We start from the raw sequence: 25,044 nt of genomic DNA, 5'->3' as shown, positions 1-25,044 counted from the left end.
GCAGCCGGCCGACCCACGACAACGATTACTTATTGAATTCACCAGCCATGCCAAAACGCACAGACATCAAGAGCATCCTCATCATCGGCGCCGGCCCGATCATCATCGGCCAGGCGTGCGAGTTCGACTATTCGGGCGCGCAGGCTTGCAAGGCGTTGCGTGAGGAGGGCTACAAGGTCGTTCTCGTCAACAGCAACCCGGCGACGATCATGACCGACCCGAACACGGCCGACGTGACCTACATCGAGCCGATCACGTGGGAAGTCGTCGCGCGCATCATCGAGAAGGAGCGCCCGGACGCGATCCTGCCGACGATGGGCGGCCAGACCGCGCTGAACTGCGCGCTCGACCTGCACCACCACGGCGTGCTCGAGAAGTTCGGCGTCGAACTGATCGGTGCGTCGCCGGAAGCGATCGACAAGGCGGAAGATCGCCAGAAGTTCAAGGACGCGATGACCAAGATCGGTCTCGGTTCCGCGAAGTCGGGCGTCGCGCACTCGATGGAAGAGGCGACCCAGGTGCACGCCGAGATCATGGCGCTCACCGGCGGCAGCGGCTACCCGGTCGTGATCCGTCCGTCATTCACGCTCGGCGGCTCGGGCGGCGGCATTGCATACAACCGCGAAGAGTTCGAAGAGATCTGCAGGCGCGGCCTGGATCTGTCGCCCACGCGCGAGCTGCTGATCGAAGAGTCGCTGCTCGGCTGGAAGGAATACGAGATGGAAGTCGTGCGCGACCGCGCCGACAACTGCATCATCGTCTGCTCGATCGAGAACCTCGACCCGATGGGCGTGCACACCGGTGACTCGATCACGGTCGCACCGGCACAGACGCTCACCGACAAGGAATACCAGATCCTGCGTAACGCATCGCTCGCGGTGCTGCGCGAGATCGGCGTCGACACGGGCGGTTCGAACGTGCAGTTCTCGATCAACCCGAAGGACGGCCGCATGGTCGTCATCGAAATGAACCCGCGCGTGTCGCGTTCGTCGGCGCTTGCATCGAAGGCCACCGGCTTCCCGATCGCGAAGGTCGCGGCGAAGCTGGCCGTCGGCTACACGCTCGACGAGCTGAAGAACGAAATCACCGGCGGCCAGACGCCGGCATCGTTCGAGCCGACGATCGACTACGTCGTCACGAAGATCCCGCGCTTCGCATTCGAGAAATTCCGCGAAGCCGATTCGCGCCTGACCACGCAGATGAAGTCGGTCGGCGAAGTGATGGCGATCGGCCGCACGTTCCAGGAATCGTTCCAGAAGGCGCTGCGCGGCCTCGAAGTCGGTGTCGACGGTCTCGACGAGAAGTCGACCAACCGCGACGAGATCGCGATCGAGATCCACGAGCCGGGCCCGGACCGTATCTGGTATGTCGGCGATGCGTTCCGTATCGGCATGACGGCCGAGGAAATCTTCGCGGAAACCGCGATCGATCCGTGGTTCCTCGAGCAGATCGAGCAGATCGTCCTGAAGGAAAAGGCGCTCGGCGGCCGCACGCTCGCATCGCTGACGTTCGACGAGCTGCGCTACCTGAAGCAGAGCGGCTTCTCCGACCGCCGCCTCGCGAAGCTGCTGGGCGCGACGCCGGAAGACGTCCGCAAGCGCCGCGTCGAACTGAACGTGCGCCCGGTCTACAAGCGCGTCGACACCTGTGCGGCCGAGTTCGCGACGAAAACCGCGTACATGTACTCGACCTACGAGGACGAGTGCGAGGCGCAGCCGACCACCAACAAGAAGATCATGGTGCTGGGCGGCGGCCCGAACCGGATCGGCCAGGGCATCGAGTTCGACTACTGCTGCGTGCACGCGGCGCTCGCGATGCGCGAGGACGGCTACGAAACGATCATGGTCAACTGCAACCCGGAAACGGTGTCGACCGACTATGACACGTCCGACCGCCTGTACTTCGAGCCGCTGACGCTGGAAGACGTGCTCGAGATCGTCGACAAGGAAAAGCCGGTCGGCGTGATCGTCCAGTACGGCGGCCAGACGCCGCTGAAGCTCGCACTCGACCTCGAGGCGCACGGTGTGCCGATCGTCGGCACGTCGCCGGACATGATCGACGCGGCCGAAGACCGCGAACGCTTCCAGAAGCTGCTGCAGGACCTCGGCCTGCGCCAACCGCCGAACCGCACCGCACGCGCCGAAGACGAAGCGCTCGCGCTCGCGGAAGAGATCGGCTATCCGCTGGTCGTGCGCCCGTCGTACGTGCTGGGTGGCCGCGCGATGGAAATCGTCCACGAGCCGCGCGACCTCGAGCGCTACATGCGCGAGGCCGTGAAGGTGTCGAACGATTCGCCGGTGCTGCTCGACCGCTTCCTGAACGACGCGATCGAGTGCGACGTCGACTGCATCTGCGACGGCGAAGCCGTGTTCATCGGCGGCGTGATGGAGCACATCGAGCAGGCGGGCGTCCACTCGGGCGACTCGGCATGCTCGCTGCCGCCGTACTCGCTGTCGAAGGAAACCGTGGCCGAGCTGAAGCGCCAGACGGGCGCGATGGCGAAGGCGCTGAACGTGGTCGGCCTGATGAACGTGCAGTTCGCGATCCAGCAGGTGCCGCAGGCAGACGGTTCGAAGCAGGACGTCATCTACGTGCTGGAAGTGAACCCGCGCGCATCGCGCACGGTGCCGTACGTGTCGAAGGCAACCAGCCTGCCGCTCGCGAAGATCGCGGCGCGCGCGATGGTCGGCCAGAAGCTCGCGCAGCAGGGCGTGACGAAGGAAGTCGAGCCGCCGTACTTCAGCGTGAAGGAAGCGGTGTTCCCGTTCGTCAAGTTCCCGACCGTCGATCCGGTCCTCGGGCCTGAAATGCGTTCGACCGGCGAAGTGATGGGTGTCGGCCAGACGTTCGGCGAAGCGCTGTTCAAGTCGCAGCTCGCGGCCGGTTCGCGCTTGCCGGAATCGGGCACGGTGCTGCTGACCGTGATGGACGCCGACAAGCCGAAGGCCGTCGAAGTCGCGCGCATGCTGCACGACCTCGGCTACCCGATCGTTGCAACCAAGGGCACGGCTGCCGCGATCGAAGCGGCCGGCGTGCCGGTGAAGGTCGTGAACAAGGTGAAGGACGGCCGTCCGCACATCGTCGACATGATCAAGAACGGCGAGATCGCGCTCGTGTTCACGACGGTCGACGAAACGCGCCAGGCGATCGCCGATTCGCGTTCGATCCGCATGAGCGCGCAGGCGCACAAGGTCACGTACTACACGACGATGTCGGGCGCGCGCGCGGCGGTTGAAGGCTTGCGCTACCTGAAGGATCTGGAAGTCTATGATTTACAAGGTCTTCACGCTCGCCTAAACTAAGCAGTCAGTTACCTGTCGAAGCAACACGTGCCGCGATTAGGCGGTGTTTCCAGTGCATCGGAAACGCGCTTAATCGCGGTGATTTTTTTTATAGCCGTTTTTAGCGATTGAGCCGTTTATGAGCACCATTCCGTTGACAAAGCGTGGCGCAGTGCAACTGCGCGATGAATTGCAGCGCCTCAAGTCGGTCGAGCGGCCGGCCGTGATCAACGCGATCGCGGAGGCCCGCGCACAGGGCGACCTGTCCGAAAACGCCGAATACGATGCCGCGAAGGAAAAGCAGGGCTTCATCGAGGGTCGTATCGCGGAACTCGAATCGAAGCTGTCGGCCGCGCAGGTCATCGATCCCGCCGGGCTCGACGCCGACGGCCGAGTGGTCTTTGCCGCAACGGTTGAACTCGAGGATCTCGAGTCGGGCGACACCGTCAAGTACCAGATCGTCGGTGACGACGAAGCCGATATCGATCACGGCCTGATCTCGGTCAGCTCGCCGATCGCTCGCGCGCTGATCGGCAAGTCCGAAGGCGACGTCGCGGCCGTGCAGGCACCGAGCGGCGTGCGCGAGTACGAAATCATCTCGGTCAGCTACATCTGAAGCGGGGCGACGTGATGCCGCATCGCGTGTTCCGTCTGCTGTCGGCCGTGTGGGTCGGCAGCCTGCTGACGATCGGGTATGCGGTCGCGCCCGTGCTGTTCAAGACGCTGGAGCGGATGACGGCCGGTTCGGTCGCCGCCCAGCTGTTCCGTATCGAGGCGATCCTCGGTGTCGTGTGCGGCGTGCTGCTGCTCGCCTTGTCGAACCAGCAGGTGCGGCGCGGCAGCAGCGAATATCGCCGCGTGCGCTGGGTCGTCGCCGCGATGGTCGTGTGTGTGCTGGTCGGGTATTTCGCGCTGCAGCCGTTCATGAACGCGCTGCGGGTGGCCGCGATGGATGCGGGCACCGATATCGCGAACTCGCCGTATGCGAGCCGCTTCGGGATGCTGCACGGCGTCTCGAGCGTGTTCTATCTCGTCGAGAGCGTGCTGGGGCTGATGCTGATCTGGCGTCTGCCGGCGCGCGACGCCTGACGCGAGTGCCGCGCAGGCCCGGTCGATGCCGGGCCCGCGGGCAGGGCGGTGGCACGGGCAGCCGTGCCGCGCCGATGCTTACTTGTCCTGGAACGGACGCTTCGTGCTGGCCTGGCGCTTCTTGGCGCGCTTCACGTTACCGCCTGCCGTCACGCGCTCGTTGCCGCGCACGACGACCTTCGTCGGCTTCGGGCGACGCACGGGGCTTGCGTTCGGCGACACCTTGACGACCTTGACGGTGCGCGGCGCACGGCCCTTCTTGTCGTCGACGGCTTCGGCCGCGCTCGGCAGCGTGCCGGCACGACGGCCGCGGGCCGGGGCCGCTGCGGCGGCTTCGGGCTTCCAGATCACCAGCAGCTTGCCGATGTGCTGGATCGGCGCCGCGCTCAGGCGATCGCAGATCTCGTCGTAGATCGCGATACGCTCGTCGCGCTCGTCGCCGAACACGCGGATCTTGATCAGCTGGTGCGCGTCGAGGTGCACCTTGATTTCCTTCAGCACGGCGTCGGTCAGCCCTTCGGCGCCGATCAACACGACGGGCTTGAGCGCATGGGCCTGGGAGCGCAGCGCGGAGCGCTCGGCGGGAGAAAGCGAAAGGGCGGGCATGGAAATGTCGAAATCTAAATAAGGGCGCGCTGACTGAATAGCGATCGCGGGAAGTTACCGCGTCAGCCGTGCGCCGAAACCACGTAAAATCGCGGCGTGGGCCCGAAAAGGGGCCGCAGCCGCGCGAAGAAGACGCGTATTATCCGCTAAAAGCGCGGCTTCACGAAGCAATTGGCAGCAATCTCTCTCTCGAATGGCAAAAAACCGCTTCAACCAGCACTGGCTGCACGACCACATCAACGACCCCTACGTCAAAATGGCGCAGCGGGAGGGCTATCGCGCGCGCGCCGCGTACAAGCTGAAGGAAATCGACGAGCAGGACAAGCTGATCCGTCCGGGCCAGGTGATCGTCGACCTCGGCGCGACGCCGGGCAGCTGGAGCCAGTATGCCCGCAACAAGCTCGCGCAGGGCAAGAAGCGTGACGCGGAACGCGAAGGCGGCATCGACGGCACGATCGTGGCGCTCGACATCCTGCCGATGGAGCCGATCGCCGACGTCCACTTCCTGCAGGGCGACTTCCGCGAGGACGAAGTCCTTCACCAGCTCGAGGAAGTGCTCGAAGGGCGCGACGTAGACCTTGTTATTTCCGACATGGCCCCCAACCTCTCTGGCGTGGCCTCGGCGGACGCGGCGCGCATCGAGCATCTGTGCGATCTGGCGCTCGAATTCGCGCAGAATCATCTGAAGCCGGACGGTGCGCTGCTCGTGAAATGCTTTCACGGCAGCGGCTACAGCCAGATCGTCGAGAAATTCAAACAGCAGTTTAAGACCGTCGCGCCGCGCAAGCCGAAGGCGTCCCGCGACAAATCGTCCGAAACGTTCATTTTGGGTCGGCATCTGAAACGTCCGCGCTGATGCGCAACGGGGTGCCGCAAACGGGCTCCGGCCCTTGCCAGACAAGCGAAGCGCTATCGCGGCGGTTGTCAATGCTTATGGCGAGGGTGGTCGGACTGGATTAGAATGACCGAGGGGCGCCGCAAGGAAAATGTAGGCGCTCGTCTACGAGTGAAGGAGTGGTGCTTTGAACAACAATATGTTTTCGAAGGCAGCGGTGTGGCTGGTGATCGCACTGGTGCTGTTTACGGTGTTCAAGCAGTTCGACAAGCCCCGCGTCCAGGAAGGCGTGTCCTATTCGCAGTTCATGGACGACGCCAAGAACGGCAAGGTCAAGAACGTCATCGTTCAGGGGCGCAACCTCACCGTCACTCCGGCTGATGGCCAGAAATACCAGATCGTGTCGCCCGGCGACATCTGGATGGTTGGCGATCTGATGAAGTACGGCGTGCAGGTCAGCGGCAAGGCCGATGACGAGCCGAACGCGCTGATGTCCGCGCTGTACTACCTCGGGCCGACGATCCTGATCATCGTGTTCTGGTTCTACATGATGCGGCAGATGCAGGGAGGCGGCAAAGGCGGCGCATTCTCGTTCGGCAAATCGCGAGCGCGGCTGATCGACGAGAACAACAACGCGGTGAACTTCTCCGACGTCGCGGGCTGCGACGAAGCAAAGGAAGAAGTGTCCGAGCTCGTCGACTTCCTGCGCGATCCGCAGAAATTCCAGAAGCTGGGCGGTCGCATTCCGCGCGGCGTGCTGCTCGTCGGCCCTCCGGGTACCGGCAAGACGCTGCTGGCCCGTGCGATCGCGGGTGAAGCGAAGGTGCCGTTCTTCAGCATCTCCGGTTCGGACTTCGTCGAAATGTTCGTCGGTGTCGGCGCGGCTCGTGTGCGCGACATGTTCGAGCAGGCGAAGAAGCATGCACCGTGCATCGTGTTCATCGACGAAATCGACGCGGTCGGTCGCCATCGCGGCGCCGGCATGGGCGGCGGTAACGACGAACGCGAACAGACGCTGAACCAGATGCTCGTCGAGATGGACGGCTTCGAGGCGAACTCGGGCGTGATCGTGATCGCGGCAACCAACCGTTCCGACGTGCTCGACAAGGCGCTGCTGCGTCCGGGCCGTTTCGACCGCCAGGTCTACGTCGGTCTGCCGGATATCCGCGGCCGCGAACAGATCATGCGCGTGCACCTGCGCAAGGTACCGATCGCGAACGACGTCGATGCGGCAGTCATCGCGCGCGGCACGCCGGGCTTCTCGGGCGCCGATCTCGCGAACCTCGTGAACGAGGCCGCACTGTTCGCCGCACGCCGTGGCAAGCGTATCGTCGAGATGCAGGATTTCGAAGACGCGAAGGACAAGATCTTCATGGGTCCGGAGCGCAAGTCGGCCGTGATTCGCGAGGAAGCGAAGCGTGCGACCGCTTATCACGAGTCGGGCCACGCGGTGATCGCGAAGCTGCTGCCGAAGGCCGACCCGGTGCACAAGGTCACGATCATCCCGCGCGGTCGCGCGCTGGGTGTCACGTGGCAGCTGCCGGAGCATGACAACGAAACGTACTCGAAGGACTACCTGATGGACCGCCTCGCGATCCTGTTCGGTGGCCGGGTGGCGGAAGAGCTGTTCATGAACCTCGTCAGCACTGGCGCATCGGACGACTTCAACAAGGCAACGCAGACGGCACGCGCGATGGTGGCCCGTTTCGGCATGACCGACGCCCTCGGGCCGATGGTCTACGTCGACGACGAGAACGATGCATCGCCGTTCGGCCGTGGCTTCACGCGCACGATCTCGGAAGCGACGCAGCAGAAGGTCGATTCGGAAATCCGTCGCGTGCTCGACGAACAGTACGGCCTTGCGCGCCGCCTGCTCGAAGAGAACCGCGACAAGGTCGAAGCGATGACCGCCGCGCTGATGGAGTGGGAGACGATCGATGCCGATCAGATCAACGACATCATGGAGGGCCGTCCGCCGCGCTCCCCGAAGAGCTCGCCGGCTGTCGGCGGCGATTCGTCGGGCGGTGGCAGCAGCGCCGAGGTGAAGCCCGGCAACGCGCCGGCACCTGCTTCGCCGGCGGCATAATCTCCGCTTTAGCGCTTTAGCGCCGTTCACGGGCTGGTGTGGCTTCACACCGGCCCGTTTTGCATTCATTCACGCCAGTTGCTCGTGTCCGATTCCGCTGTTTCCCCGTTCACTCCTGCGCCACTCCAGTGCGGCCGCTTCGAACTGACGTTCGAACGCCCGCTCGTGATGGGCATCCTCAACGCCACGCCTGATTCATTCTCCGACGGCGGCCGCTTCCTCGCGCGCGACGATGCGCTGCGCCAGGCCGAGCGGATGATTGCTGAAGGCGTCGACCTCCTCGATATCGGCGGCGAATCGACGCGCCCCGGCGCGCCGCCCGTGCCGCTCGACGAGGAACTCGCGCGCGTGATCCCGCTCGTCGAAGCGCTGCGGCCGCTGAACGTGCCGCTGTCGATCGATACCTACAAGCCGGCGGTGATGCGCGCGGCGCTTGCCGCCGGCGCCGACCTGGTCAACGACATCTGGGGGTTCCGCCAGCCAGGGGCGATCGACGCGGTGCGCGAGGGCAACTGCGGGTTGTGTGCGATGCATATGCTGGGCGAGCCACAGACGATGCAGGTCGGTGAACCCGATTACGGCAACGTCGTGGCCGACGTGCGCGATTTTCTCGCCGCGCGCGCGCAGGCGCTGCGCGACGCGGGGATTGCGCCGGAGCGGATCTGCGTCGATCCTGGGTTCGGGTTCGGCAAGGCGGTCGTCGACGACAACTATGCGCTGCTGGCCGCGTTGCCGGACACGGCGCCCGCGCGGCCCGACGGGCGCGCGTATCCGATCCTCGCGGGCATGTCGCGCAAGTCGATGCTCGGCGCGGTGATCGGCGGCAAGCCGCCGATGGAGCGCGTCGCGGCGAGCGTGGCGGCTGCATTGTGCGCGGTCGAGCGCGGGGCGGCGATCGTGCGCGTGCACGACGTCGCGGCGACGGTCGATGCGCTGAAAATCTGGAATACCGTGCGCGAAGTCGCACGGCAACGATAAGTCAGAAAACGAAGGAGGAAGGACCCCATGGGACGTCGATATTTCGGCACGGACGGCATTCGCGGCACGGTGGGCGACGCACCCATCACACCGGATTTCGTGTTGCGTCTCGGCTACGCGGCCGGCAAGGTACTGGCCAGCTCGGCCGAGGTCGCGGCAGGCTCGCGCCCGACCGTGCTGATCGGCAAGGACACGCGCGTGTCGGGCTACATGCTCGAAGCCGCGCTCGAGGCCGGGTTCTCGGCGGCGGGCGTCGACGTGATGCTGGCCGGCCCGATGCCGACGCCGGGCGTCGCGTACCTGACGCGCGCGCTGCGCTTGTCGGCGGGCGTGGTGATCAGCGCATCGCACAACCCGTATCACGACAACGGGATCAAGTTTTTCTCCGCCGACGGCAACAAGCTGCCGGACGACACCGAAGCCGCGATCGAAGCGTGGCTCGACAAGCCGCTCGAATGCGCGTCGTCCGACGGTCTTGGCAAGGCGCGCCGCCTTGACGATGCGGCCGGCCGCTACATCGAGTTCTGCAAGAGCACGTTCCCGGCCGCGTTCAACCTGCGCGGGCTGAAGCTCGTGATCGACTGCGCGCACGGTGCCGCGTACCAGATCGCGCCGCACGTGTTCCACGAACTCGGCGCGGACGTGATCCCGATCGGCGTCGCGCCGAACGGTTTCAACATCAACGACGGTGTCGGTGCGACCGCGCCGGACGCGCTGGTGCGCGCGGTGCGCGCGAACCACGCCGATCTCGGCATTGCGCTCGACGGCGATGCGGATCGCCTGCAGGTCGTCGACGCGACCGGCCGCCTGTACAACGGCGACGAACTGCTCTACGTGCTGGTGAAGGACCGGATCGCAACCGACGGCAAGGTCGAAGGCGCGGTCGGCACGCTGATGACGAATCTCGCCGTCGAAGTCGCGCTGCAGCGCGAGGGCGTGAAGTTCGTCCGTGCGGCGGTCGGAGATCGCTACGTGCTCGAGCAGTTGCGCGAGCATGGCTGGCAGCTCGGTGCGGAAGGTTCGGGCCACATCCTGTCGCTCGACCGGCACTCGACCGGCGACGGCATCGTGTCGGCGCTGCTCGTGCTGGCCGCGCTCAAGCGCAGCGGCGAGACGCTCGCGCAGATGCTCGACGGCGTCACGCTGTTCCCGCAGAAGCTGATCAACGTGCGGATGAAGCCGGACGCTGACTGGAAGGGCAGCACGTCGATTCGCGCCGCGATCGATGCAGCCGAAGCTGCGCTGGCCGGCAGCGGCCGCGTGCTGATCCGTGCATCGGGCACGGAGCCCGTGTTGCGCGTGATGGTCGAAGCGCAGCAGGCGGCCGATGCGGTCCGCCATGCGGAGGCGATTGCCGACGCGGTGCGTGCTGCGACAACCTGACGCAGCGGCCCGGCGCGGGGGCGGTCAAGCGCCCGCGCCGGGCAAACCGGCGAACCTGTATGCGGCGCCTTCGGGGCGCCGCGATTTCTTCAGACGCAAAGGTTTGCGATACCTATAAGAAGGGGGCCTCGACCACCGCACGCCGCGGTCGAAAAATCGTCGGACCCCTGGTATCGGGCGAGCCGCGAGCGGAGGCTTTCCGTCCCGCGGATGCTGCGCTACCATCCGCTCGCCCCCATGCGAAACGGGCCGTCATCCCGTCCCTTCCTGGCCGGCAATTCTTGCCGCCAGCGCCGCTCCGGCGCCGTCCGGGCGCCGCGCGCGCCGCACCTGCTACTCCCTTTCAACCAGTCATGTTACTGTCACGCCAGTTTCATCGATTGTCACATTACCGTCATGAGGAGCCCCTAACCTTCGCGGTGCCGTAGTCATCCGCTCACACACTGGAGGTCTCATGAAATTGATGCAAACCGCGATTGCCGGCCTGGCTGGCGCGCTTTTCGCCGTCGCCGCTCACGCTGCCGACATCACGGGCGCAGGCAGCACGTTCGCGATGCCGATCTATACGAAATGGGCTGCTGACTACCAGCAGACCGGCGGCGCGAAGGTCAACTACCAAGGTATCGGTTCGTCGGGCGGCCTGAAGCAGATCGTCGCGAAGACGGTCGATTTTGCCGGTTCGGACGCTCCGCTGAAGGATGACGAGCTCGCAAAGGAAGGCCTGTTCCAGTTCCCGACGGTGGTCGGCGGCGTGGTGCCGGTCGTCAACGTGCCGGGCGTGAAGGCTGGCGAACTGACGCTGTCGGGCCCGGTGCTCGGCGACATCTACCTCGGCAAGATCAAGAAGTGGAACGACCCGGCGATCGCCGCACTGAACCCGAAGGTCAAGCTGCCGGACACGGACATCGCCGTGGTTCGCCGCGCTGACGGTTCGGGCACCAGCTTCATCTGGACGAACTACCTGTCGAAGGTCAACGACGAGTGGAAGTCGAAGGTCGGCGAAGGCACGACGGTCAACTGGCCGACGGGCACGGGCGGCAAGGGCAACGACGGCGTCGCAGCGTTCGTGCAACGTCTGCCGGGCGCAGTCGGCTACGTCGAATGGGCGTACGCGAAGAAGAACAACATGGTCTACACGGCCCTGAAGAACTCGACGGGCGCAGTGGTCGAGCCGAAGACGGAAACGTTCAAGGCCGCTGCTGCAGGTGCGAACTGGTCGAAGTCGTTCTACCAGATCCTGACGAACCAGCCGGGCAAGGAAGCATGGCCGGTCGTCGGCGCGACGTTCGTGCTGCTGCACGCAAAGCAGGACAAGCCGGAGCAGGGCGCGGAAACGCTGAAGTTCTTCAGCTGGGCGTTCAAGAACGGCGAGAAGGCTGCTGACAGCCTCGACTACATCTCGCTGCCGCCGGCGGTCGAGACGGAAATCCGCAAGCAGTGGAAGGCCAAGGTGACGGACGCTTCGGGCAAGTCGGTCGCCGCCGAGTAAGCATTGCAGCGGTTCGCTGCCCGGCCGTGCCGGTCGGGCAGTGTGTGCGGTAAAGCCGGACGTTACGGCGTCCGGCAATCAAAAGCAGGCACCCATGTCTGATATTTCCTATACGTCCTCACGGTCCGCCGACGTTGGTCAGCAACGCGCGCCGAGCCGCCTCGGGGATGTCGTATTCGGCGGTCTTGCACGGCTGGCCGCCATCGTGACCCTGCTGCTGCTCGGCGGGATCATCGTTTCCCTGATCATTGCGTCGATGCCGACCATCGAGAAGTTCGGCCTCGGCTTCCTGTGGCAATCCGAGTGGGATCCCAACTCGGACGTCTACGGCGCGCTCGTGCCGATCTACGGCACGATCGTGACGTCGATCATCGCGCTCGTCATCGCGGTGCCGGTCAGCTTCGGCATCGCACTGTTCCTCACCGAGCTGTCGCCCGTGTGGCTGCGCCGCCCGCTCGGCATCGCGATCGAGCTGCTCGCCGCGATTCCGTCGATCGTCTACGGCATGTGGGGCCTGCTCGTATTCGCGCCGATCTTCGCGGAGTATTTCCAGAAGCCGATCGGCCGCCTGTTCAAGGACGTGTGGATTCTCGGCCCGCTGACCGCCGGCCCGCCGATCGGTATCGGCATCCTCGCCGCGGGCGTGATCCTCGCGATCATGATCATCCCGTACATCGCGTCGGTGATGCGTGACGTGTTCGAAGTCACGCCCGTGCTGCTGAAGGAATCGGCGTACGGCATCGGCTGCACGACCTGGGAAGTGATGTGGAAGGTCGTGCTGCCTTATACGAAGACCGGCGTGATCGGCGGCGTGATGCTCGGCCTCGGCCGCGCGCTGGGCGAGACGATGGCCGTGACCTTCGTGATCGGCAACACGAACCTGCTCGACAGCGTGTCGCTGTTCGCGCCGGGCAACAGCATCACGTCGGCGCTCGCGAACGAATTCGCGGAAGCGCAGCCGGGCCTGCATACGTCCGCGCTGATGGAACTGGGCCTGATCCTGTTCGTGATCACGTTCATCGTGCTGACCATCTCCAAACTGCTGCTGCTTCGTCTCGAGAAGGGAGAGGGCAAGAAATGAGCGAGCCCATCATGAATTTCCCGGGGCCGGACGGCGCCGTGCTCGACGCGATGCGCAACCGCCTGCAGCGCAAGCGCAAGGCCGTCAACGCAATCGCGCTGACCGCGTCGCTCGGCGCGATGGCTTTCGGCCTGCTGTGGCTCGTGTGGATTCTCTACACGACGGTGCATCTCGGCATCGGTGGCCTGTCGTTGCAGCTGTTCACGGAATCGACGCCGGCCCCGAACACGGAAGGCGGTGGTCTCGCGAACGCAATCGTCGGCAGCCTGCTGCTGTGCGGCTTCGGCACGCTGGTCGGCACGCCGATCGGTATCCTCGCGGGTGTCTATCTCGCCGAATACGGCCAGAAGAACCTGCTGGCGAGCACGATCCGCTTCATCAACGACATCCTGCTGTCCGCGCCGTCGATCGTTATCGGCCTGTTCGTGTACGCGATCGTCGTCGCGAAGTCGGGGCGCTTCTCGGGCTGGGCCGGCGTGATCGCGCTCGCGCTGCTGCAGATTCCGATCGTGATCCGCACGACCGAGAACATGCTGAAGCTCGTGCCGAATGCGCTGCGCGAAGCGGCCTTCGCGCTCGGCACGCCGAAGTGGCGCATGGTGCTGAAGATCACGCTGCGCGCGTCGGTCGGCGGGATCATCACGGGCGTGCTGCTCGCAGTCGCGCGGATCGCCGGCGAAACGGCGCCGCTGCTGTTCACCGCGCTGTCGAACCAGTTCTTCTCGTGGGACATGAGCCAGCCGATGGCGAACCTGCCCGTCACGATCTACAAGTTCGCGATGAGCCCGTTCGCCGAATGGCAGTCGCTCGCATGGGCGGGCGTGTTCCTGATTACGCTCGGGGTGCTCGGACTCAACGTCCTGGCGCGTTCGATCTTCTCGAAAAAGTAACGGCGGAGCAATCCGATGAATATGGCAGAAAGCCACCTGAATCCCGTCGAGCGCACCGCTGCGCCCGCCGGCACGCACGACGCGGCACACGGCCGTCCGCTCGAGCCGCTGAACGCGAAGATCGAGGTCAACAACCTCAACTTCTTCTACAACAAGTTCCATGCGCTGAAGAACATCAACCTGAGCATTCCCGAAGGGAAGGTGACGGCGTTCATCGGTCCGTCGGGCTGCGGCAAGTCGACACTGCTGCGCACGTTCAACAAGATGTTCGCGCTCTATCCGGAGCAGCGCGCCGAAGGCGAAATCCTGATGGACGGCGAGAACCTGCTGACGACGAAGCGCGACATCTCGCTGCTGCGTGCGCGGATCGGCATGGTGTTCCAGAAGCCGACCCCGTTCCCGATGTCGATCTACGACAACATCGCGTTCGGCGTGAAGATGTTCGAAAAGCTCACACGCTCGGAAATGGACGACCGCGTCGAGTGGGCGCTCACGAAGGCCGCGCTGTGGAACGAAGTGAAGGACAAGCTGAACCAGAGCGGCTACGGCCTCTCGGGCGGCCAGCAGCAGCGTCTGTGCATCGCGCGCGGCATCGCGATCCGCCCGGAAGTGCTGCTGCTCGACGAGCCGTGCTCGGCGCTCGACCCGATCTCGACCGGCCGCATCGAGGAGCTGATCGCGGAGTTGAAGAGCGACTACACGGTCGTGATCGTCACGCACAACATGCAGCAGGCCGCACGCTGCTCGGATTTCACGGCCTACATGTACCTGGGCGAGCTGATCGAATTCGGCGAGACCGAAAAGATCTTCATCAAGCCGGTGCGCAAGGAAACGGAAGACTACATCACCGGCCGCTTCGGCTGATGACGGAGAACAACAGCCATGTCGGATAAACATTTGTCGAGCCAGTTCGACGCGGACCTGAATGCCGTGTCGTCGAAGGTGCTGGAAATGGGCGGGCTCGTCGAGTCGCAGATCGTCGGCGCGATGCACGCACTGAACGAATTCGATCGCGATGCGGCCGAGAAGGTGATCACGAACGAAGAAGTCCTGAACGCGATGGAAGTCGACATCGACCAGGAATGCGGCAACATCATCGCGCGGAGGCAGCCTGCCGCGCGTGACCTGCGTCTTTTGATGTCGATTTCGAAAACGATTACGAACCTCGAGCGCGCAGGCGACGAGGCCGAGAAGATCGCGAAGCGCGTGCGCCGCCTGGTTGACGAGCCGGCCGCGCGTACGGTCAACATCGCCGAGATCAAGGTGTCGGGCGAAATGGCCGTGACGATCCTGCGCCGCGCGCTCGATGCGTTTGCGCGTCTCGATACGGTGGCCGCCGCGCAGATCGTCAAGGACGACAAGGAAATCGACCTGGAATTCCGTGCATTCGTGCGCAAGCTCGTGTCGTACATGCAGGAAGATCCGCGTACGATCTCGGTCGGCCTCGAATACCTGTTCATCGCGAAGGCGATCGAGCGGATCGGCGACCACGCGAAGAACATCGCCGAGTTCATCATCTACATCGTGAAGGGCACGGACGTGCGGCACCAGCCGCGCGACACGCTCGATCGCGAAGCCAACAGTTAATCGACTCCGTACAGGGGAAAAAAGAGGTGCCGATGCCCAGCAACATTCTCGTCGTTGAAGATGAGCCCGCGATTTCCGAACTGATCTCGGTGAATCTCCAGCACGCCGGTCACTGCCCGATTCGGGCGTACAACGCCGAACAGGCGCAGAACCTGATCAGCGACGTGCTGCCCGATCTCGTGCTGCTCGACTGGATGCTGCCGGGCAAGTCCGGTATCGCGTTTGCGCGCGACCTGCGCAACAACGAACGGACCAAGCACATCCCGATCATCATGCTAACTGCACGCGGCGACGAGCAGGACAAGGTGCTCGGCCTCGAGATCGGCGCGGACGACTACGTGACGAAGCCGTTTTCGCCGAAGGAACTGATGGCGCGGATCAAGGCCGTGCTGCGCCGCCGCGCGCCGCAGCTGACCGAGGACGTCGTGTCGATCAACGGCCTGCGCCTCGACCCGGCCACGCATCGCGTCGCCGCGCACGGGGAAGGCAACGAGATCAAGCTCGATCTCGGTCCGACCGAGTTCCGCCTGCTGCATTTCTTCATGACGCATCCGGAGCGCGTGCACAGCCGCACGCAATTGCTCGACCAGGTGTGGGGCGACCACGTGTTCGTCGAGGAGCGCACCGTCGACGTGCACATCAAACGATTGCGCGCGGCCTTGAAACCGGCCGGCTGCGATGCGATGATCGAGACCGTGCGCGGCAGCGGCTACCGGCTCGCCAAGCACGCGTAACGACTCCACGCATGCTGTGTGCCACGGCATGCCGTTCATTCTTTCGGGCGCTGAATCATGAACATCATCTGGGCGCGCTTTCTGGTGTCGCTCGTGCTGCTCGTGCTGATCGGCGTATTGGTCGGCGTTTTCGCCGGCCCGACCGCGGGCCTCGTGTTCGTCGTCGTGATGCTGGTCGCGCAGGGCTTTTTCAGCACCTTTCATACGCAGCGTCTGTGGCGCCTGCTCGATGCACCGGTCTATGGCGAGGTGCCGAGCGCGCCGGGCATCTGGGGCGAGATCTACTATCGTCTGCACAAACTCGCGAAGCAGTGGCACGCGCAGGTGCGGCAGGTCGAGCAGCAGCATTCGCGGTTCATCCAGGCGATCCAAGCGTCGCCGAACGGGGTCGCGATGCTCGACGACCATGACCAGATCGAGTGGTGCAATGCGATCGCCGAGGTTCATTTTGGCCTCGACGCGAAGCGCGACCTGCGCCAGCACATCACCAACCTGGTACGCCATCCCGATTTCGTCCGCTATCTGAACGCGCAGCATTACGACGAGACACTCGTGATGCACGGCATGGGCGACGCGCGGCAGAACGTGCTCGCCGTGCAGGTGTTTCCGTACGGCGAGAATCGCAAGCTGCTGCTCACGCAGGACATCACGGAGCTCGAGCGTACCGATGCAATGCGGCGTGACTTCGTCGCGAACGTGTCGCACGAGTTGAAGACGCCGCTCACCGTGCTGTCGGGTTTCCTCGAGACGATGCGCGAGCTGCCGCTGAACGAGGAAGACCGTGCGCGCTATCTCGAGATGATGGAGCAGCAGGCATCGCGGATGCGGCACATCGTCACCGACCTGCTGGTGCTCGCGAAGCTCGAGGGCGAGAGCAAGCCGCCGCTCGATCGCGCGATCGACATGCGCGCCGTGTTCGACCATCTGAAGGAGGACGCGCAGACGCTGTCGAACGGGCATCACGACATCGTGTTCTCGATCGACGAGACGCTCGGTGTCACCGGTGCGCAGACGGAACTGTTCAGCGCGTTCGCGAATCTCGTCACCAACGCGATCCGCTATACGCCGGACGGCGGCAAGATCGTCGCGACGTGGCGGCGCGAAGGCGCGCAGGGCGTGTTTTCCGTCACGGACAGCGGCTTCGGCATCCCGGCCGCCGACCTGCCGCGGCTTACCGAGCGTTTCTACCGCGTCGACCGCAGCCGTTCGCGCGACACGGGCGGAACGGGGCTCGGGCTTGCGATCGTCAAGCACGTGCTGCAGCGGCACGACGCGCACCTGTACGTGCAGAGCGAGGAAGGGCGCGGCAGCACGTTCACCGCGCGGTTCCCGGGCTCGCGCATCATCGCGATCCGGCCGGCCGCGTACGAGGCATGAGCGCGTAACGGTATCCGGTATCCATCGCTCGTTCGGCGAGCGGCGGCCTGTCGGCTCCACCATAAAAACGCAGCCCGCGGGCTGCGTTTTTTCATGGCGGTGCGGCGCGCGACTCGCGTCGCGCTGCGGGTTCAGGAGCAGAACTTCCCGAGCAACCCGAGTTGCGCGTTGCGGATCGTCTTGCCGGCGCGGCGGCGGCGGTAGTGGCCGTCGCTGTGCATCAGCCACGCCGACTGGTTGTCGCCGAGGCATACCGACAGGCCTTCGGCGATCACGCGCCGCTTGAGCTTCCGATCGCGAATCGGGAACGCGACTTCGACGCGGCGGAACAGGTTGCGGTCCATCCAGTCGGCGCTCGACAGATAGACGTCCTCGGCGCCGTTCGCGTGGAAATAGTAGATCCGGTGGTGCTCGAGGAAGCGGCCGACGATCGAGCGCACGGTGATGTTTTCCGACAGCCCCGGTACGCCGGGCTTCAGCGCGCAGACACCGCGTACGATCAGGTCGACCTTGACGCCGGCCTGCGACGCTTCGTACAGCGCGGCGATCACCGTCGGCTCCAGCAGCGCGTTCATCTTTGCGACGACGCGCGCGCGTTTGCCAGCGCGTGCATTGTCGATCTCCGCGCGGATCGCGTCGATGATGCGCGGATGCAGCGTGAACGGCGACTGCCACAGCTCGTGCAGCGTGAGTTCGCCGCCGATGCCGGTCAGTTGCTGGAAGACGTGATGGACGTCCTCGCAGATCTTCTGGTCGGCCGTCATCAGCCCGAAGTCGGTGTAGAGGCGTGCCGTGCGCGGGTGGTAGTTGCCGGTGCCGAGGTGCACGTAGCGGCGCAGCGACGCCTTGCCGGCCTGCACGACGCGTCGCACGATCAGCATCATCTTCGCGTGGCACTTGTGGCCGACCACGCCGTACACGACATGCGCGCCGACGGCTTCGAGCTGCGACGCCCAGTTGATGTTGGTTTCCTCGTCGAAGCGCGCGAGCAACTCGACGACGACGGTCACTTCCTTCCCGTTGCGCGCGGCTTCCATCAGCGCGTCCATCAGCGGCGAATCGGTGCCGGTGCGGTAGATCGTCTGCTTGATCGCGACGACGCTCGGATCCTTCGCGGCCTGCTGCAGCAGTTCGAGCACCGGCTGGAAGCTCTCGTACGGGTGGTGCAGCAGGATGTCGCCGTTGTCGATCGCGTCGAACATCGTCGGCGCGTTCGTGATCGCAGACGGGGTCGATGCAGTGAACGGCGTGAACTTCAGGTCGGGGCGGTCGACGAGATCGGGAATCTGCATCAGTCGCACGAGGTTCACCGATCCGGCCACGCGATAGCAGTCCTTCTCGCCGAGTTCGCTTTCCACAAGCAGGCGTCGCGCGATGTGCGGCGGCGTGTCGGCCGACACCTCGAGGCGCACCGCGTTGCCGAGGTGGCGCGCGGGCAGTTCGCCCTGCAGCGCGACGCGCAGGTTCGTGATTTCGTCTTCGTCGACGAACAGCTCGCTGTTGCGCGTGATGCGGAACTGGTTGCAGCTCTTCACGACGAGTTGCGGGAAGAGTTCGCCGACGAAGCGCTGCATGAACGAGCTGAGCAGCACGAAGCCGTGCTCGAAGCCCGACAGCGCGTGCGGCATGCGCACGACGCGCGGCAGCGCGCGCGGTGCCTGCACGATGCCCATCACGGCCTGGCGGCCGAATGCGTCGCGGCCTTCGAGCTCGACGACGAAGTTCAGGCTCTTGTTCAGCACGCGCGGGAACGGGTGGGCGGGATCGAGGCCGATCGGCGTCAGCACGGGCAGCAGCTCGTCGAGGAAGTAGCGCCGCGCCCATTCGAGCTGCTCGTCGTTCCACGTGTCGCTCGCATGGAAGTAGATGCCTTCCTGTTCGAGCGCGGGCAGCACGGTTTCGTGCAGCATCGTGTACTGTCGGTGGACGAGCCGCTGCGCGCGTTCGACGACGAGATCGTAAGCATGTTGTAACGACATGCCGTCGGGCGTCAGCGCGCCGGGGTTGTCGCGGATCTGCTCCTGCAGGCCGGCCATCCGGACTTCGAAGAATTCGTCGAGGTTGCTGCTGGTGATGCAGATGAAGCGGAGGCGCTCGAGCAGCGGGACTTGAGGATCAGCTGCCTGGGCCAGCACGCGCTCGTTGAAGCCGAGGATGCCGAGTTCACGATTGAGAAGCGGGTAACGGACGGACATCGGCAGAGTAGGGGGTGATTCGGGCGATGATTCGAAAGGACGCTCGGAAACTCTCACGGTACGATGACGTGCTGATGACGGTAGTGTATTTATATCGGGAAATTCTACGCTGTAACCGTTTCGTCTCATAAATGTTTCGACGATATGCAAACGAGCAGTGTGCATGCCCGTGAAGCGTGGCAATGGCAAGCGTTCCACGCTTAAAATGTCGCCTTTGATTGATCGCCCATGGCTGTCGCACCGGCCGCCGTGGGAGAACGCGCACGGAGCCCCCTTCTGATGGTTACAACCCCCCACTTGCTGGCTGCCGTGGATCTCGGCTCGAACAGCTTCCGGCTGATCGTCGGTCGCGTCGAGGAAACGTCGGCGGGCAGCCAGATCTATCCCGTCGACGCGCTGCGCGAGCCCGTCCGGCTGGCCGCCGGCCTGTCGAGCGACAAGATGCTCGATCGGGCGTCGCAGGAGCGTGGCTGGGAGGCGCTCAAGCGGTTCGGCGAGCGCCTGCGCGATTTCCATCCCGACCATGTGCGCGCGGTGGCGACCAACACGCTGCGTGTCGCGAAGAACGCGGGCGAATTTCTCGGCGAGGCCGAAGCAGCGCTCGGTTTCCCGATCGAAGTGATTGCGGGCCGCGAAGAAGCGCGCCTGATCTATGCGGGCGCCGCGCACTCGGTGCCGGCGAGCGCCGGCAAGCGGCTCGTCGTCGACATCGGCGGCGGCTCGACCGAATTCATCATCGGCTCGCACTACACGCCGATCGTGATGGAGAGTCTCTATATCGGCTGCGTGAGCCACAGCCGCACCTTCTTCCCGGCCGGCAACGTCGACGAATACACGATGCGGCAGGCCGAACTCGCGGCCAAGCGCGAGATCCAGATCATCTCGAGCGAGTACAAGAAGGCCGGGTGGGATCAGGCGATCGGCTCGTCCGGCACCGCGCGCGCGCTCGCGGAGCTGGTCGAGGCAAACGGCTTCAACGATCCGGGCATTACGCACGGCATTTCGCGCGGCGGTCTTGAGCGCCTCAAGCGTGCGCTGATCAAGTCGGAGAACGTCAACCGGCTGAAGCTGATCGCACTGAAACCCGACCGCGTGCCGGTGCTCGCGGGTGGCCTCGCGATCATGCTAGCGGTGTTCGAGGAGCTCGGTGTCGATTACGTCGATACGACCGACGGCGCGTTGCGCCTCGGTGTGCTGTACGACCTGCTCGGCCGGACGCAGCACGAGGACATGCGGGCGGTGACCGTCGAGGGCTTTACGCGCCGCTACGGTGTCGATCGCGCGCAGGCCGAGCGGATCGGCGCGCTGGCGGTGCGTTTCTACGACGAGCTCGAGGAAGCCGACGACGAAGCGCGCGAGGAAGGGCGGATGTTCCTCGGCTGGTCGGCCGCGTTGCACGAGATCGGCCTGTCGATCTCGCACAGCGCGTATCACAAGCACTCGTCCTATATCGCGAGCAATGCGGACATGCCGGGTTTTTCGCGCACCGACCAGGCGCGCCTCGCCGCGCTCGTGCTCGGTCATGCAGGCAAGCTCGGCAAGCTGTCGCAGGCGCGCGAGGTCGAGTGGCCGCTGCTGTTCTGCCTGCGGCTCGCTGCGCTGCTGTGCCGGCGCCGAACCGATGCAGGGCTGCCGGACATTTCCGTTTCGCAGATGAAGAAGGGCGGCTATGAAGTGCGCCTGCCGAGCGCGTGGGTCGAGCAGAACCCGCTGACCGACTACAGCCTCAGCCAGGAGGCGGCCGAGTGGGAGAAGGTCGGTATCCCGTATCGCGTGGTGTATACCGGCGCGTAAAAGGTCGAGAGCGGGGCCGGGTGCCCCACCGGATAGCCGCTCGATCGTCCTGGCGGCCGCTCAGTCCGACGAGCAGACGATCGCGGTCAGGAACGGAAACGCCTGCCTGACGGTCGCGTCGCTGCCTGCCTTGCGCACGGCTTCCTCCACCGCGCTCTTCGTGCCGCGCACCACGACACCGTAGGCCCAGTCGCCGATCGGCGTGCCGTCGCCCGTGCGGAAGATCGGGTCGTTCGCCTGGTAACCGAGTACGACATACACGCCGAAGCCGTACGCGGTCAGCGAATGGCTCGTGCGGAATGCATTGACCGAGTTCGATTCGACGTGCATCGGCTCCGACTGGATGTCGCCGGCGGCGAGCAGCGGCGCGACGAACTTGTGGCCGGTCGAATGGCAGTCGAGCGCGTCGTCGAGCGCCTTGGCCGACGCGGAGCCGCAGGTTGCCAGTGCGAGCAGCGATGCGCAGAGGGCGGTCTTGAGAATGTTGTTTTTCATGCGCGGATGCAGGTTGTCCACGCGCATTATCGCGTGTTCCGGTGAGCGCCGTGTGCGAGCTGCGGGTGGCTCGTTGGCCGTATGCCGTCGGCAAACCGACGGGCCGACCAGGCGGGCGCTCGATGATTTCCAACCTGTCTTTCCACGAACCTGACCGACGATGAAGTTATCCCGACTTGCCGCATGCGCATTGATCCTGGCCATGACCTCGGTGACTGCGGCGCATGCGCGAGATCTCGACAAGCGTGACCCCGACCGCGCGCAGATCCTGGCAGCCGTCCATCGGCTGAACGACCGCGATCCGAACCTGAAGGAGTATCGCTATGTCGTCGTCGATCTGCTGAAAGACCGTGACGCCGCGTTCTTGTGCGTTGCATTGGCGGAAAAGGACGGCGGCTTGATATTGACGGACGACCAGGCCGGGATCATGACGTTCGCGCTGGAAAACCGTCACCCGCAATGGGCGGCGATCAATCTTGGCGGTGTCGGATTTGCTGCCGGCGCGAGGCCCGTGCAATCGGATTGCGTGGTGGACGGCCGTACCGTGAATACGCGGGCCGATATCAATGCCGCATTGAAAGCGAAAGGCCGCAAGCCGTTTGCTTCGCGCTGACCGTCGAAAAGTGTTCGCCGAAGGGGGTGTTGTAGCGTCGACGCCCCAATGGATCCCTACAATGGATTGAGGCGAGGCGGGAATCCCGATCGGCGTTTCAAGGGCCCGGAAATGGAAAAGGGGCTACGGCGTTAACCGTAACCCCTTGATTCCTTTGGTCGGAGCGATAGGATTCGAACCTACGACCCTCTGATCCCAAATCAGATGCGCTACCAGGCTGCGCTACGCTCCGACGAGCCAAAGAGTATAGCGTTGAATGAATGATCAGGTCAATCCCGATATGCGGGTAAATGCCGCGGCGGCGAACCGGCCGAATTTGCGACAATTCGCCCGGTAATCGGCCGGCCCGGACGCATGGGCGCGGGGCCGCTCGCCGAAGCAAGGAGAACATCATGATGAACCTGATCCTGTGGCGCCACGCCGAAGCCGAAGACTACGCGACGAGCGATCTCGCGCGCCAGTTGACCGTTCGTGGCCGCAAGGACGCGCAGGCGATGGCCAAATGGCTGCGTGGCCGGCTCGAGGCGAATACCGTGATCCTCGCGAGCCCGGCGGCCCGCACCGTGCAGACCGTCGAGGCACTGACCGACCAGTACCGGACGGTCGACGCGCTCGCGCCGGGCGGCAGTGTCGACGACGTGCTGGCGGCGGCCGGCTGGCCGGAAGGCATCGCGCCGACGGTCGTGATCGTCGGGCATCAGCCGACGCTCGGCAGCGTCGCCGCGCAACTGATCGCCGGCGGCGACGACAGCTGGAGCGTCAAGAAGGGCGGAATCGTGTGGCTCGCGAGCCGCACGCGCGACGGCAGCCGGCAGGCCGTGCTGCGGGCGGTATTGACGCCCGATCTGGTGTGAGGCCCGCCTGAAGCGCTTTGTAGGGATTCATCATACGGTTTCGCAAGCTTTCTGCTAAAGTCAATTCGGCGACACGTCATTGAAAGGACATGGTCGTGCCACATAACGGTCACGGCCGATTACTACATTGGCGGGCATGTCGTCCTATTCCTTACGACCAGGAAAGCCTAATGCGAGAACTGCCGACGCCTACGCTCCCTTTTGCCTCGCTGCCCCTCGACACGTCGCGGCGCCACCTGCCGCGCGCTGCTGAAACCGTCACATCGGAGTATCGCCTGCGCGCCGCGTGGGCGCGTACGGAAGACGAATTGCGCGAAGCCCAGCGCCTGCGTTACAGCGTGTTCGCCGAAGAGATGGGCGCGCAGGTCAGCGGCCCCTCCGGTCTCGACGTCGATCCGTTCGATGCGTACTGCGACCACCTGCTGGTTCGCGATCTCGACACGTTGAAAGTCGTCGGCACGTACCGCGTGCTGCCGCCGCATCAGGCCGCGCGGGTTGGCCGCCTGTACGCCGAAGGCGAATTCGACCTGTCGCGCCTCACGCACCTGCGCGGCAAGATGGTCGAGGTCGGCCGCTCGTGCGTGCACAGCGACTACCGCAGCGGCGCCGTCATCATGGCGCTGTGGGGCGGCCTTGGCGCATACATGATGCAGAACGGCTACGAGACGATGCTCGGCTGCGCGAGCGTGTCGATGGCCGACGGCGGCCACTATGCGGCGAATCTGTACCAGTCGCTGTCGGCAGGCTCGCTGACGGCGCCCGAGTATCGCGCGTTCCCGCACACGGCCCTGCCGGTCGACGAACTGCAGACGGGCACCGTCGTGGCGCCGCCGCCGCTGATCAAGGGTTACCTGCGTCTCGGCGCGAAGATCTGCGGTGCACCGGCCTGGGATCCCGATTTCAACTGCGCGGATTTCCTGACGCTGTTCCGACTCTCCGACATCAACGCGCGCTACGCCCGCCACTTCCTGGGCTGAGCCGTCCGAACCGCATCGCGCCCGTCCGGGCGCGCGCAAGCGAACGCCGTCGCGTGGCACGAGCCGCGCGGCGGCGTTCGTCCATCTGATCGATGTGTGTGAGTCAGACCCTGTTAATTTCGGCGATACGCGATCACCGGCGTGCCGCGAAAGGCACGTTCGCGAACGGCCCGGAGTAGGGCCGGACGGCAGCGGCGCGCTTAGTGCTTGCGCCGCCAGTCGAGCAGGTGGTGTTCGGCCATCCAGTGGTGGATCATCCCTTCGCCGTCATGGCTGCGCTTGTATTCGCGCGACTCGAAGAACGACAGGGCGACGAGCACCATCAGACCGACGAACAGGCCGATCAGGCCGGCAATTTCTTCAGACGACATGGCAGCCTCCTTTCCACGGCACAGCGCCATGCGTACATAGTAGGACATGCGCGGCACGACTCCGAAGCAGGATTTCCGCTAGACTCGGCGCGGTCCCGGCGTGCGATGGGCACGCCGCTTTCCGGAGCCCTACCCGATGACCCGTTTCATGCTGGCCGTGCTGGCCGCATCTTTCCTCGCCGCCTGTACCAGCGATCCGCATCAGGCCCGTCGCGGCCATCCGCCGGAAGATCCGGCCGACTACCATGGCGTGCCGACCGACATGACGCCGCCGTCGATGCTCGACGCGCCGCCGCCGAAACCCGTGCAGTAACGGCCGGTTCGGCCCG

At 64.8% G+C, this 25,044-nt stretch carries 23 protein-coding genes and 1 tRNA gene; 19 read left to right on the top strand and 5 right to left on the bottom strand.

Annotated elements, in window-relative coordinates:
• The first annotated feature begins 47 nt into the window (after positions 1-47).
• The 3 genes from carB to QZM67_RS26405 all read left to right on the top strand — a co-directional run bounded on the left by carB (position 48) and on the right by QZM67_RS26405 (position 4,370).
• Positions 48-3,302 carry a carbamoyl-phosphate synthase large subunit gene (carB, locus tag QZM67_RS26415; protein ID WP_301807850.1) on the top strand — a complete coding sequence of 1,085 codons (3,255 nt, stop codon included), beginning with the start codon at positions 48-50 and terminating at the stop codon, positions 3,300-3,302.
• 118 nt (positions 3,303-3,420) lie between these two features.
• Positions 3,421-3,897 carry a transcription elongation factor GreA gene (gene greA / locus QZM67_RS26410; RefSeq protein WP_043182276.1) on the top strand — a complete coding sequence of 159 codons (477 nt, stop codon included), beginning with the start codon at positions 3,421-3,423 and terminating at the stop codon, positions 3,895-3,897.
• Positions 3,898-3,911: 14 nt separating this feature from the next.
• Positions 3,912-4,370: a DUF4149 domain-containing protein gene (locus QZM67_RS26405; RefSeq protein ID WP_021163361.1), complete on the top strand. Its 459-nt coding sequence runs from the start codon at positions 3,912-3,914 to the stop codon at positions 4,368-4,370.
• Positions 4,371-4,448: 78 nt separating this feature from the next.
• On the opposite strand, the gene QZM67_RS26400 is transcribed toward QZM67_RS26405, so the two are convergent.
• Entirely contained in the window at positions 4,449-4,976 is a 528-nt protein-coding gene (locus QZM67_RS26400) for a YhbY family RNA-binding protein (protein WP_043182278.1), read from the bottom strand.
• Positions 4,977-5,169: 193 nt separating this feature from the next.
• Here QZM67_RS26400 and QZM67_RS26395 point away from each other — a divergent pair, with 193 nt between their 5' ends.
• From QZM67_RS26395 to phoR, 11 genes are all read left to right on the top strand, one after another.
• A complete protein-coding gene (locus tag QZM67_RS26395) occupies positions 5,170-5,832 on the top strand; it encodes an RlmE family RNA methyltransferase (RefSeq protein WP_043182280.1) in 663 nt (220 codons plus the stop codon).
• A 166-nt stretch (positions 5,833-5,998) separates the two neighbouring features.
• Positions 5,999-7,897 (top strand): ATP-dependent zinc metalloprotease FtsH, encoded by a 1,899-nt coding sequence (ftsH, locus tag QZM67_RS26390; RefSeq protein WP_069247647.1) that lies wholly within the window; start codon positions 5,999-6,001, stop codon positions 7,895-7,897.
• A gap of 36 nt (positions 7,898-7,933) precedes the next feature.
• Positions 7,934-8,875, top strand: a complete 942-nt coding sequence (folP, locus tag QZM67_RS26385) for a dihydropteroate synthase (protein WP_301807846.1) — start codon at positions 7,934-7,936, stop codon at positions 8,873-8,875.
• 27 nt (positions 8,876-8,902) lie between these two features.
• Entirely contained in the window at positions 8,903-10,258 is a 1,356-nt protein-coding gene (gene glmM / locus QZM67_RS26380; RefSeq protein WP_301807843.1) for a phosphoglucosamine mutase, read from the top strand.
• Positions 10,259-10,712: 454 nt separating this feature from the next.
• Positions 10,713-11,747, top strand: a complete 1,035-nt coding sequence (pstS, locus tag QZM67_RS26375; protein WP_043182286.1) for a phosphate ABC transporter substrate-binding protein PstS — start codon at positions 10,713-10,715, stop codon at positions 11,745-11,747.
• Positions 11,748-11,841: 94 nt separating this feature from the next.
• Entirely contained in the window at positions 11,842-12,828 is a 987-nt protein-coding gene (gene pstC, locus QZM67_RS26370; protein WP_301807838.1) for a phosphate ABC transporter permease PstC, read from the top strand.
• Positions 12,825-13,718, top strand: a complete 894-nt coding sequence (pstA, locus tag QZM67_RS26365) for a phosphate ABC transporter permease PstA (protein ID WP_175024002.1) — start codon at positions 12,825-12,827, stop codon at positions 13,716-13,718. The genes pstC and pstA overlap by 4 nt, the downstream gene beginning before the upstream one ends.
• Before the next feature lie 15 nt (positions 13,719-13,733).
• Positions 13,734-14,582, top strand: coding sequence for a phosphate ABC transporter ATP-binding protein PstB (pstB, locus tag QZM67_RS26360; RefSeq protein ID WP_043182291.1), 849 nt, complete (start codon positions 13,734-13,736; stop codon positions 14,580-14,582).
• A gap of 18 nt (positions 14,583-14,600) precedes the next feature.
• Complete coding sequence (gene phoU, locus QZM67_RS26355; RefSeq protein ID WP_175024001.1) at positions 14,601-15,305, top strand: phosphate signaling complex protein PhoU; 705 nt, start codon at positions 14,601-14,603, stop codon at positions 15,303-15,305.
• A 32-nt stretch (positions 15,306-15,337) separates the two neighbouring features.
• On the top strand, positions 15,338-16,039 hold the full coding sequence (gene phoB, locus QZM67_RS26350) for a phosphate regulon transcriptional regulator PhoB (RefSeq protein WP_043182296.1): 702 nt from the start codon (positions 15,338-15,340) through the stop codon (positions 16,037-16,039).
• A 57-nt stretch (positions 16,040-16,096) separates the two neighbouring features.
• A complete protein-coding gene (gene phoR, locus QZM67_RS26345) occupies positions 16,097-17,416 on the top strand; it encodes a phosphate regulon sensor histidine kinase PhoR (RefSeq protein ID WP_175024000.1) in 1,320 nt (439 codons plus the stop codon).
• Positions 17,417-17,547: 131 nt separating this feature from the next.
• Here phoR and ppk1 read toward each other — a convergent pair whose 3' ends face one another.
• A complete protein-coding gene (gene ppk1, locus QZM67_RS26340) occupies positions 17,548-19,611 on the bottom strand; it encodes a polyphosphate kinase 1 (RefSeq protein WP_301807832.1) in 2,064 nt (687 codons plus the stop codon).
• Positions 19,612-19,890: 279 nt separating this feature from the next.
• Between ppk1 and ppx the strand changes: the two genes are divergently transcribed.
• On the top strand, positions 19,891-21,405 hold the full coding sequence (ppx, locus tag QZM67_RS26335) for an exopolyphosphatase (RefSeq protein WP_043182302.1): 1,515 nt from the start codon (positions 19,891-19,893) through the stop codon (positions 21,403-21,405).
• A 60-nt stretch (positions 21,406-21,465) separates the two neighbouring features.
• Here the strand turns inward: ppx and QZM67_RS26330 are convergent, their stop codons facing one another.
• On the bottom strand, positions 21,466-21,900 hold the full coding sequence (locus QZM67_RS26330) for a hypothetical protein (RefSeq protein WP_043183119.1): 435 nt from the start codon (positions 21,898-21,900) through the stop codon (positions 21,466-21,468).
• A gap of 190 nt (positions 21,901-22,090) precedes the next feature.
• Between QZM67_RS26330 and QZM67_RS26325 the strand changes: the two genes are divergently transcribed.
• The gene (locus QZM67_RS26325) at positions 22,091-22,513 is read left to right on the top strand and encodes a hypothetical protein (RefSeq protein ID WP_301807829.1); all 423 of its coding nucleotides are present in this window, start codon (positions 22,091-22,093) and stop codon (positions 22,511-22,513) included.
• Positions 22,514-22,668: 155 nt separating this feature from the next.
• Here the strand turns inward: QZM67_RS26325 and QZM67_RS26320 are convergent.
• Positions 22,669-22,745 (bottom strand) — tRNA-Pro (locus QZM67_RS26320).
• A 160-nt stretch (positions 22,746-22,905) separates the two neighbouring features.
• Between QZM67_RS26320 and sixA the strand changes: the two genes are divergently transcribed.
• Positions 22,906-23,367 (top strand): phosphohistidine phosphatase SixA, encoded by a 462-nt coding sequence (sixA, locus tag QZM67_RS26315; protein WP_301807828.1) that lies wholly within the window; start codon positions 22,906-22,908, stop codon positions 23,365-23,367.
• Positions 23,368-23,537: 170 nt separating this feature from the next.
• Positions 23,538-24,344, top strand: coding sequence for a GNAT family N-acetyltransferase (locus tag QZM67_RS26310; protein WP_011351620.1), 807 nt, complete (start codon positions 23,538-23,540; stop codon positions 24,342-24,344).
• 200 nt (positions 24,345-24,544) lie between these two features.
• On the opposite strand, the gene QZM67_RS26305 is transcribed toward QZM67_RS26310, so the two are convergent.
• Positions 24,545-24,715: a hypothetical protein gene (locus QZM67_RS26305; protein WP_175023996.1), complete on the bottom strand. Its 171-nt coding sequence runs from the start codon at positions 24,713-24,715 to the stop codon at positions 24,545-24,547.
• A gap of 136 nt (positions 24,716-24,851) precedes the next feature.
• Between QZM67_RS26305 and QZM67_RS26300 the strand changes: the two genes are divergently transcribed.
• Positions 24,852-25,028: a hypothetical protein gene (locus QZM67_RS26300; RefSeq protein ID WP_175023995.1), complete on the top strand. Its 177-nt coding sequence runs from the start codon at positions 24,852-24,854 to the stop codon at positions 25,026-25,028.
• The last annotated feature ends 16 nt before the right edge of the window (positions 25,029-25,044 follow it).

It is taken from the genome of Burkholderia sp. AU45251, assembly GCF_030482905.1.
In the GTDB taxonomy this organism is placed as follows: domain Bacteria; phylum Pseudomonadota; class Gammaproteobacteria; order Burkholderiales; family Burkholderiaceae; genus Burkholderia; species Burkholderia aenigmatica.
The sequence above is the reverse complement of the archived record's forward strand: the minus strand, read 5'-3'. Positions and strand labels throughout refer to the sequence as shown.

Bases quoted from the DNA above. Each gene is read 5' to 3' on its own strand.
- ppx (WP_043182302.1), top strand. From the start codon at position 19,891: ATGGTTACAACCCCCCACTTGCTGGCTGCCGTGGATCTCGGCTCGAAC.
- QZM67_RS26400 (WP_043182278.1), bottom strand. From the start codon at position 4,976: ATGCCCGCCCTTTCGCTTTCTCCCGCCGAGCGCTCCGCGCTGCGCTCC.
- sixA (WP_301807828.1), top strand. From the start codon at position 22,906: ATGATGAACCTGATCCTGTGGCGCCACGCCGAAGCCGAAGACTACGCG.
- phoU (WP_175024001.1), top strand. From the start codon at position 14,601: ATGTCGGATAAACATTTGTCGAGCCAGTTCGACGCGGACCTGAATGCC.
- phoR (WP_175024000.1), top strand. From the start codon at position 16,097: ATGAACATCATCTGGGCGCGCTTTCTGGTGTCGCTCGTGCTGCTCGTG.
- pstS (WP_043182286.1), top strand. From the start codon at position 10,713: ATGAAATTGATGCAAACCGCGATTGCCGGCCTGGCTGGCGCGCTTTTC.
- QZM67_RS26305 (WP_175023996.1), bottom strand. From the start codon at position 24,715: ATGTCGTCTGAAGAAATTGCCGGCCTGATCGGCCTGTTCGTCGGTCTG.
- pstB (WP_043182291.1), top strand. From the start codon at position 13,734: ATGAATATGGCAGAAAGCCACCTGAATCCCGTCGAGCGCACCGCTGCG.
- phoB (WP_043182296.1), top strand. From the start codon at position 15,338: ATGCCCAGCAACATTCTCGTCGTTGAAGATGAGCCCGCGATTTCCGAA.
- QZM67_RS26330 (WP_043183119.1), bottom strand. From the start codon at position 21,900: ATGAAAAACAACATTCTCAAGACCGCCCTCTGCGCATCGCTGCTCGCA.
- QZM67_RS26310 (WP_011351620.1), top strand. From the start codon at position 23,538: ATGCGAGAACTGCCGACGCCTACGCTCCCTTTTGCCTCGCTGCCCCTC.
- ppk1 (WP_301807832.1), bottom strand. From the start codon at position 19,611: ATGTCCGTCCGTTACCCGCTTCTCAATCGTGAACTCGGCATCCTCGGC.
- carB (WP_301807850.1), top strand. From the start codon at position 48: ATGCCAAAACGCACAGACATCAAGAGCATCCTCATCATCGGCGCCGGC.
- QZM67_RS26395 (WP_043182280.1), top strand. From the start codon at position 5,170: ATGGCAAAAAACCGCTTCAACCAGCACTGGCTGCACGACCACATCAAC.
- greA (WP_043182276.1), top strand. From the start codon at position 3,421: ATGAGCACCATTCCGTTGACAAAGCGTGGCGCAGTGCAACTGCGCGAT.
- QZM67_RS26405 (WP_021163361.1), top strand. From the start codon at position 3,912: ATGCCGCATCGCGTGTTCCGTCTGCTGTCGGCCGTGTGGGTCGGCAGC.
- pstC (WP_301807838.1), top strand. From the start codon at position 11,842: ATGTCTGATATTTCCTATACGTCCTCACGGTCCGCCGACGTTGGTCAG.
- pstA (WP_175024002.1), top strand. From the start codon at position 12,825: ATGAGCGAGCCCATCATGAATTTCCCGGGGCCGGACGGCGCCGTGCTC.
- glmM (WP_301807843.1), top strand. From the start codon at position 8,903: ATGGGACGTCGATATTTCGGCACGGACGGCATTCGCGGCACGGTGGGC.
- QZM67_RS26300 (WP_175023995.1), top strand. From the start codon at position 24,852: ATGACCCGTTTCATGCTGGCCGTGCTGGCCGCATCTTTCCTCGCCGCC.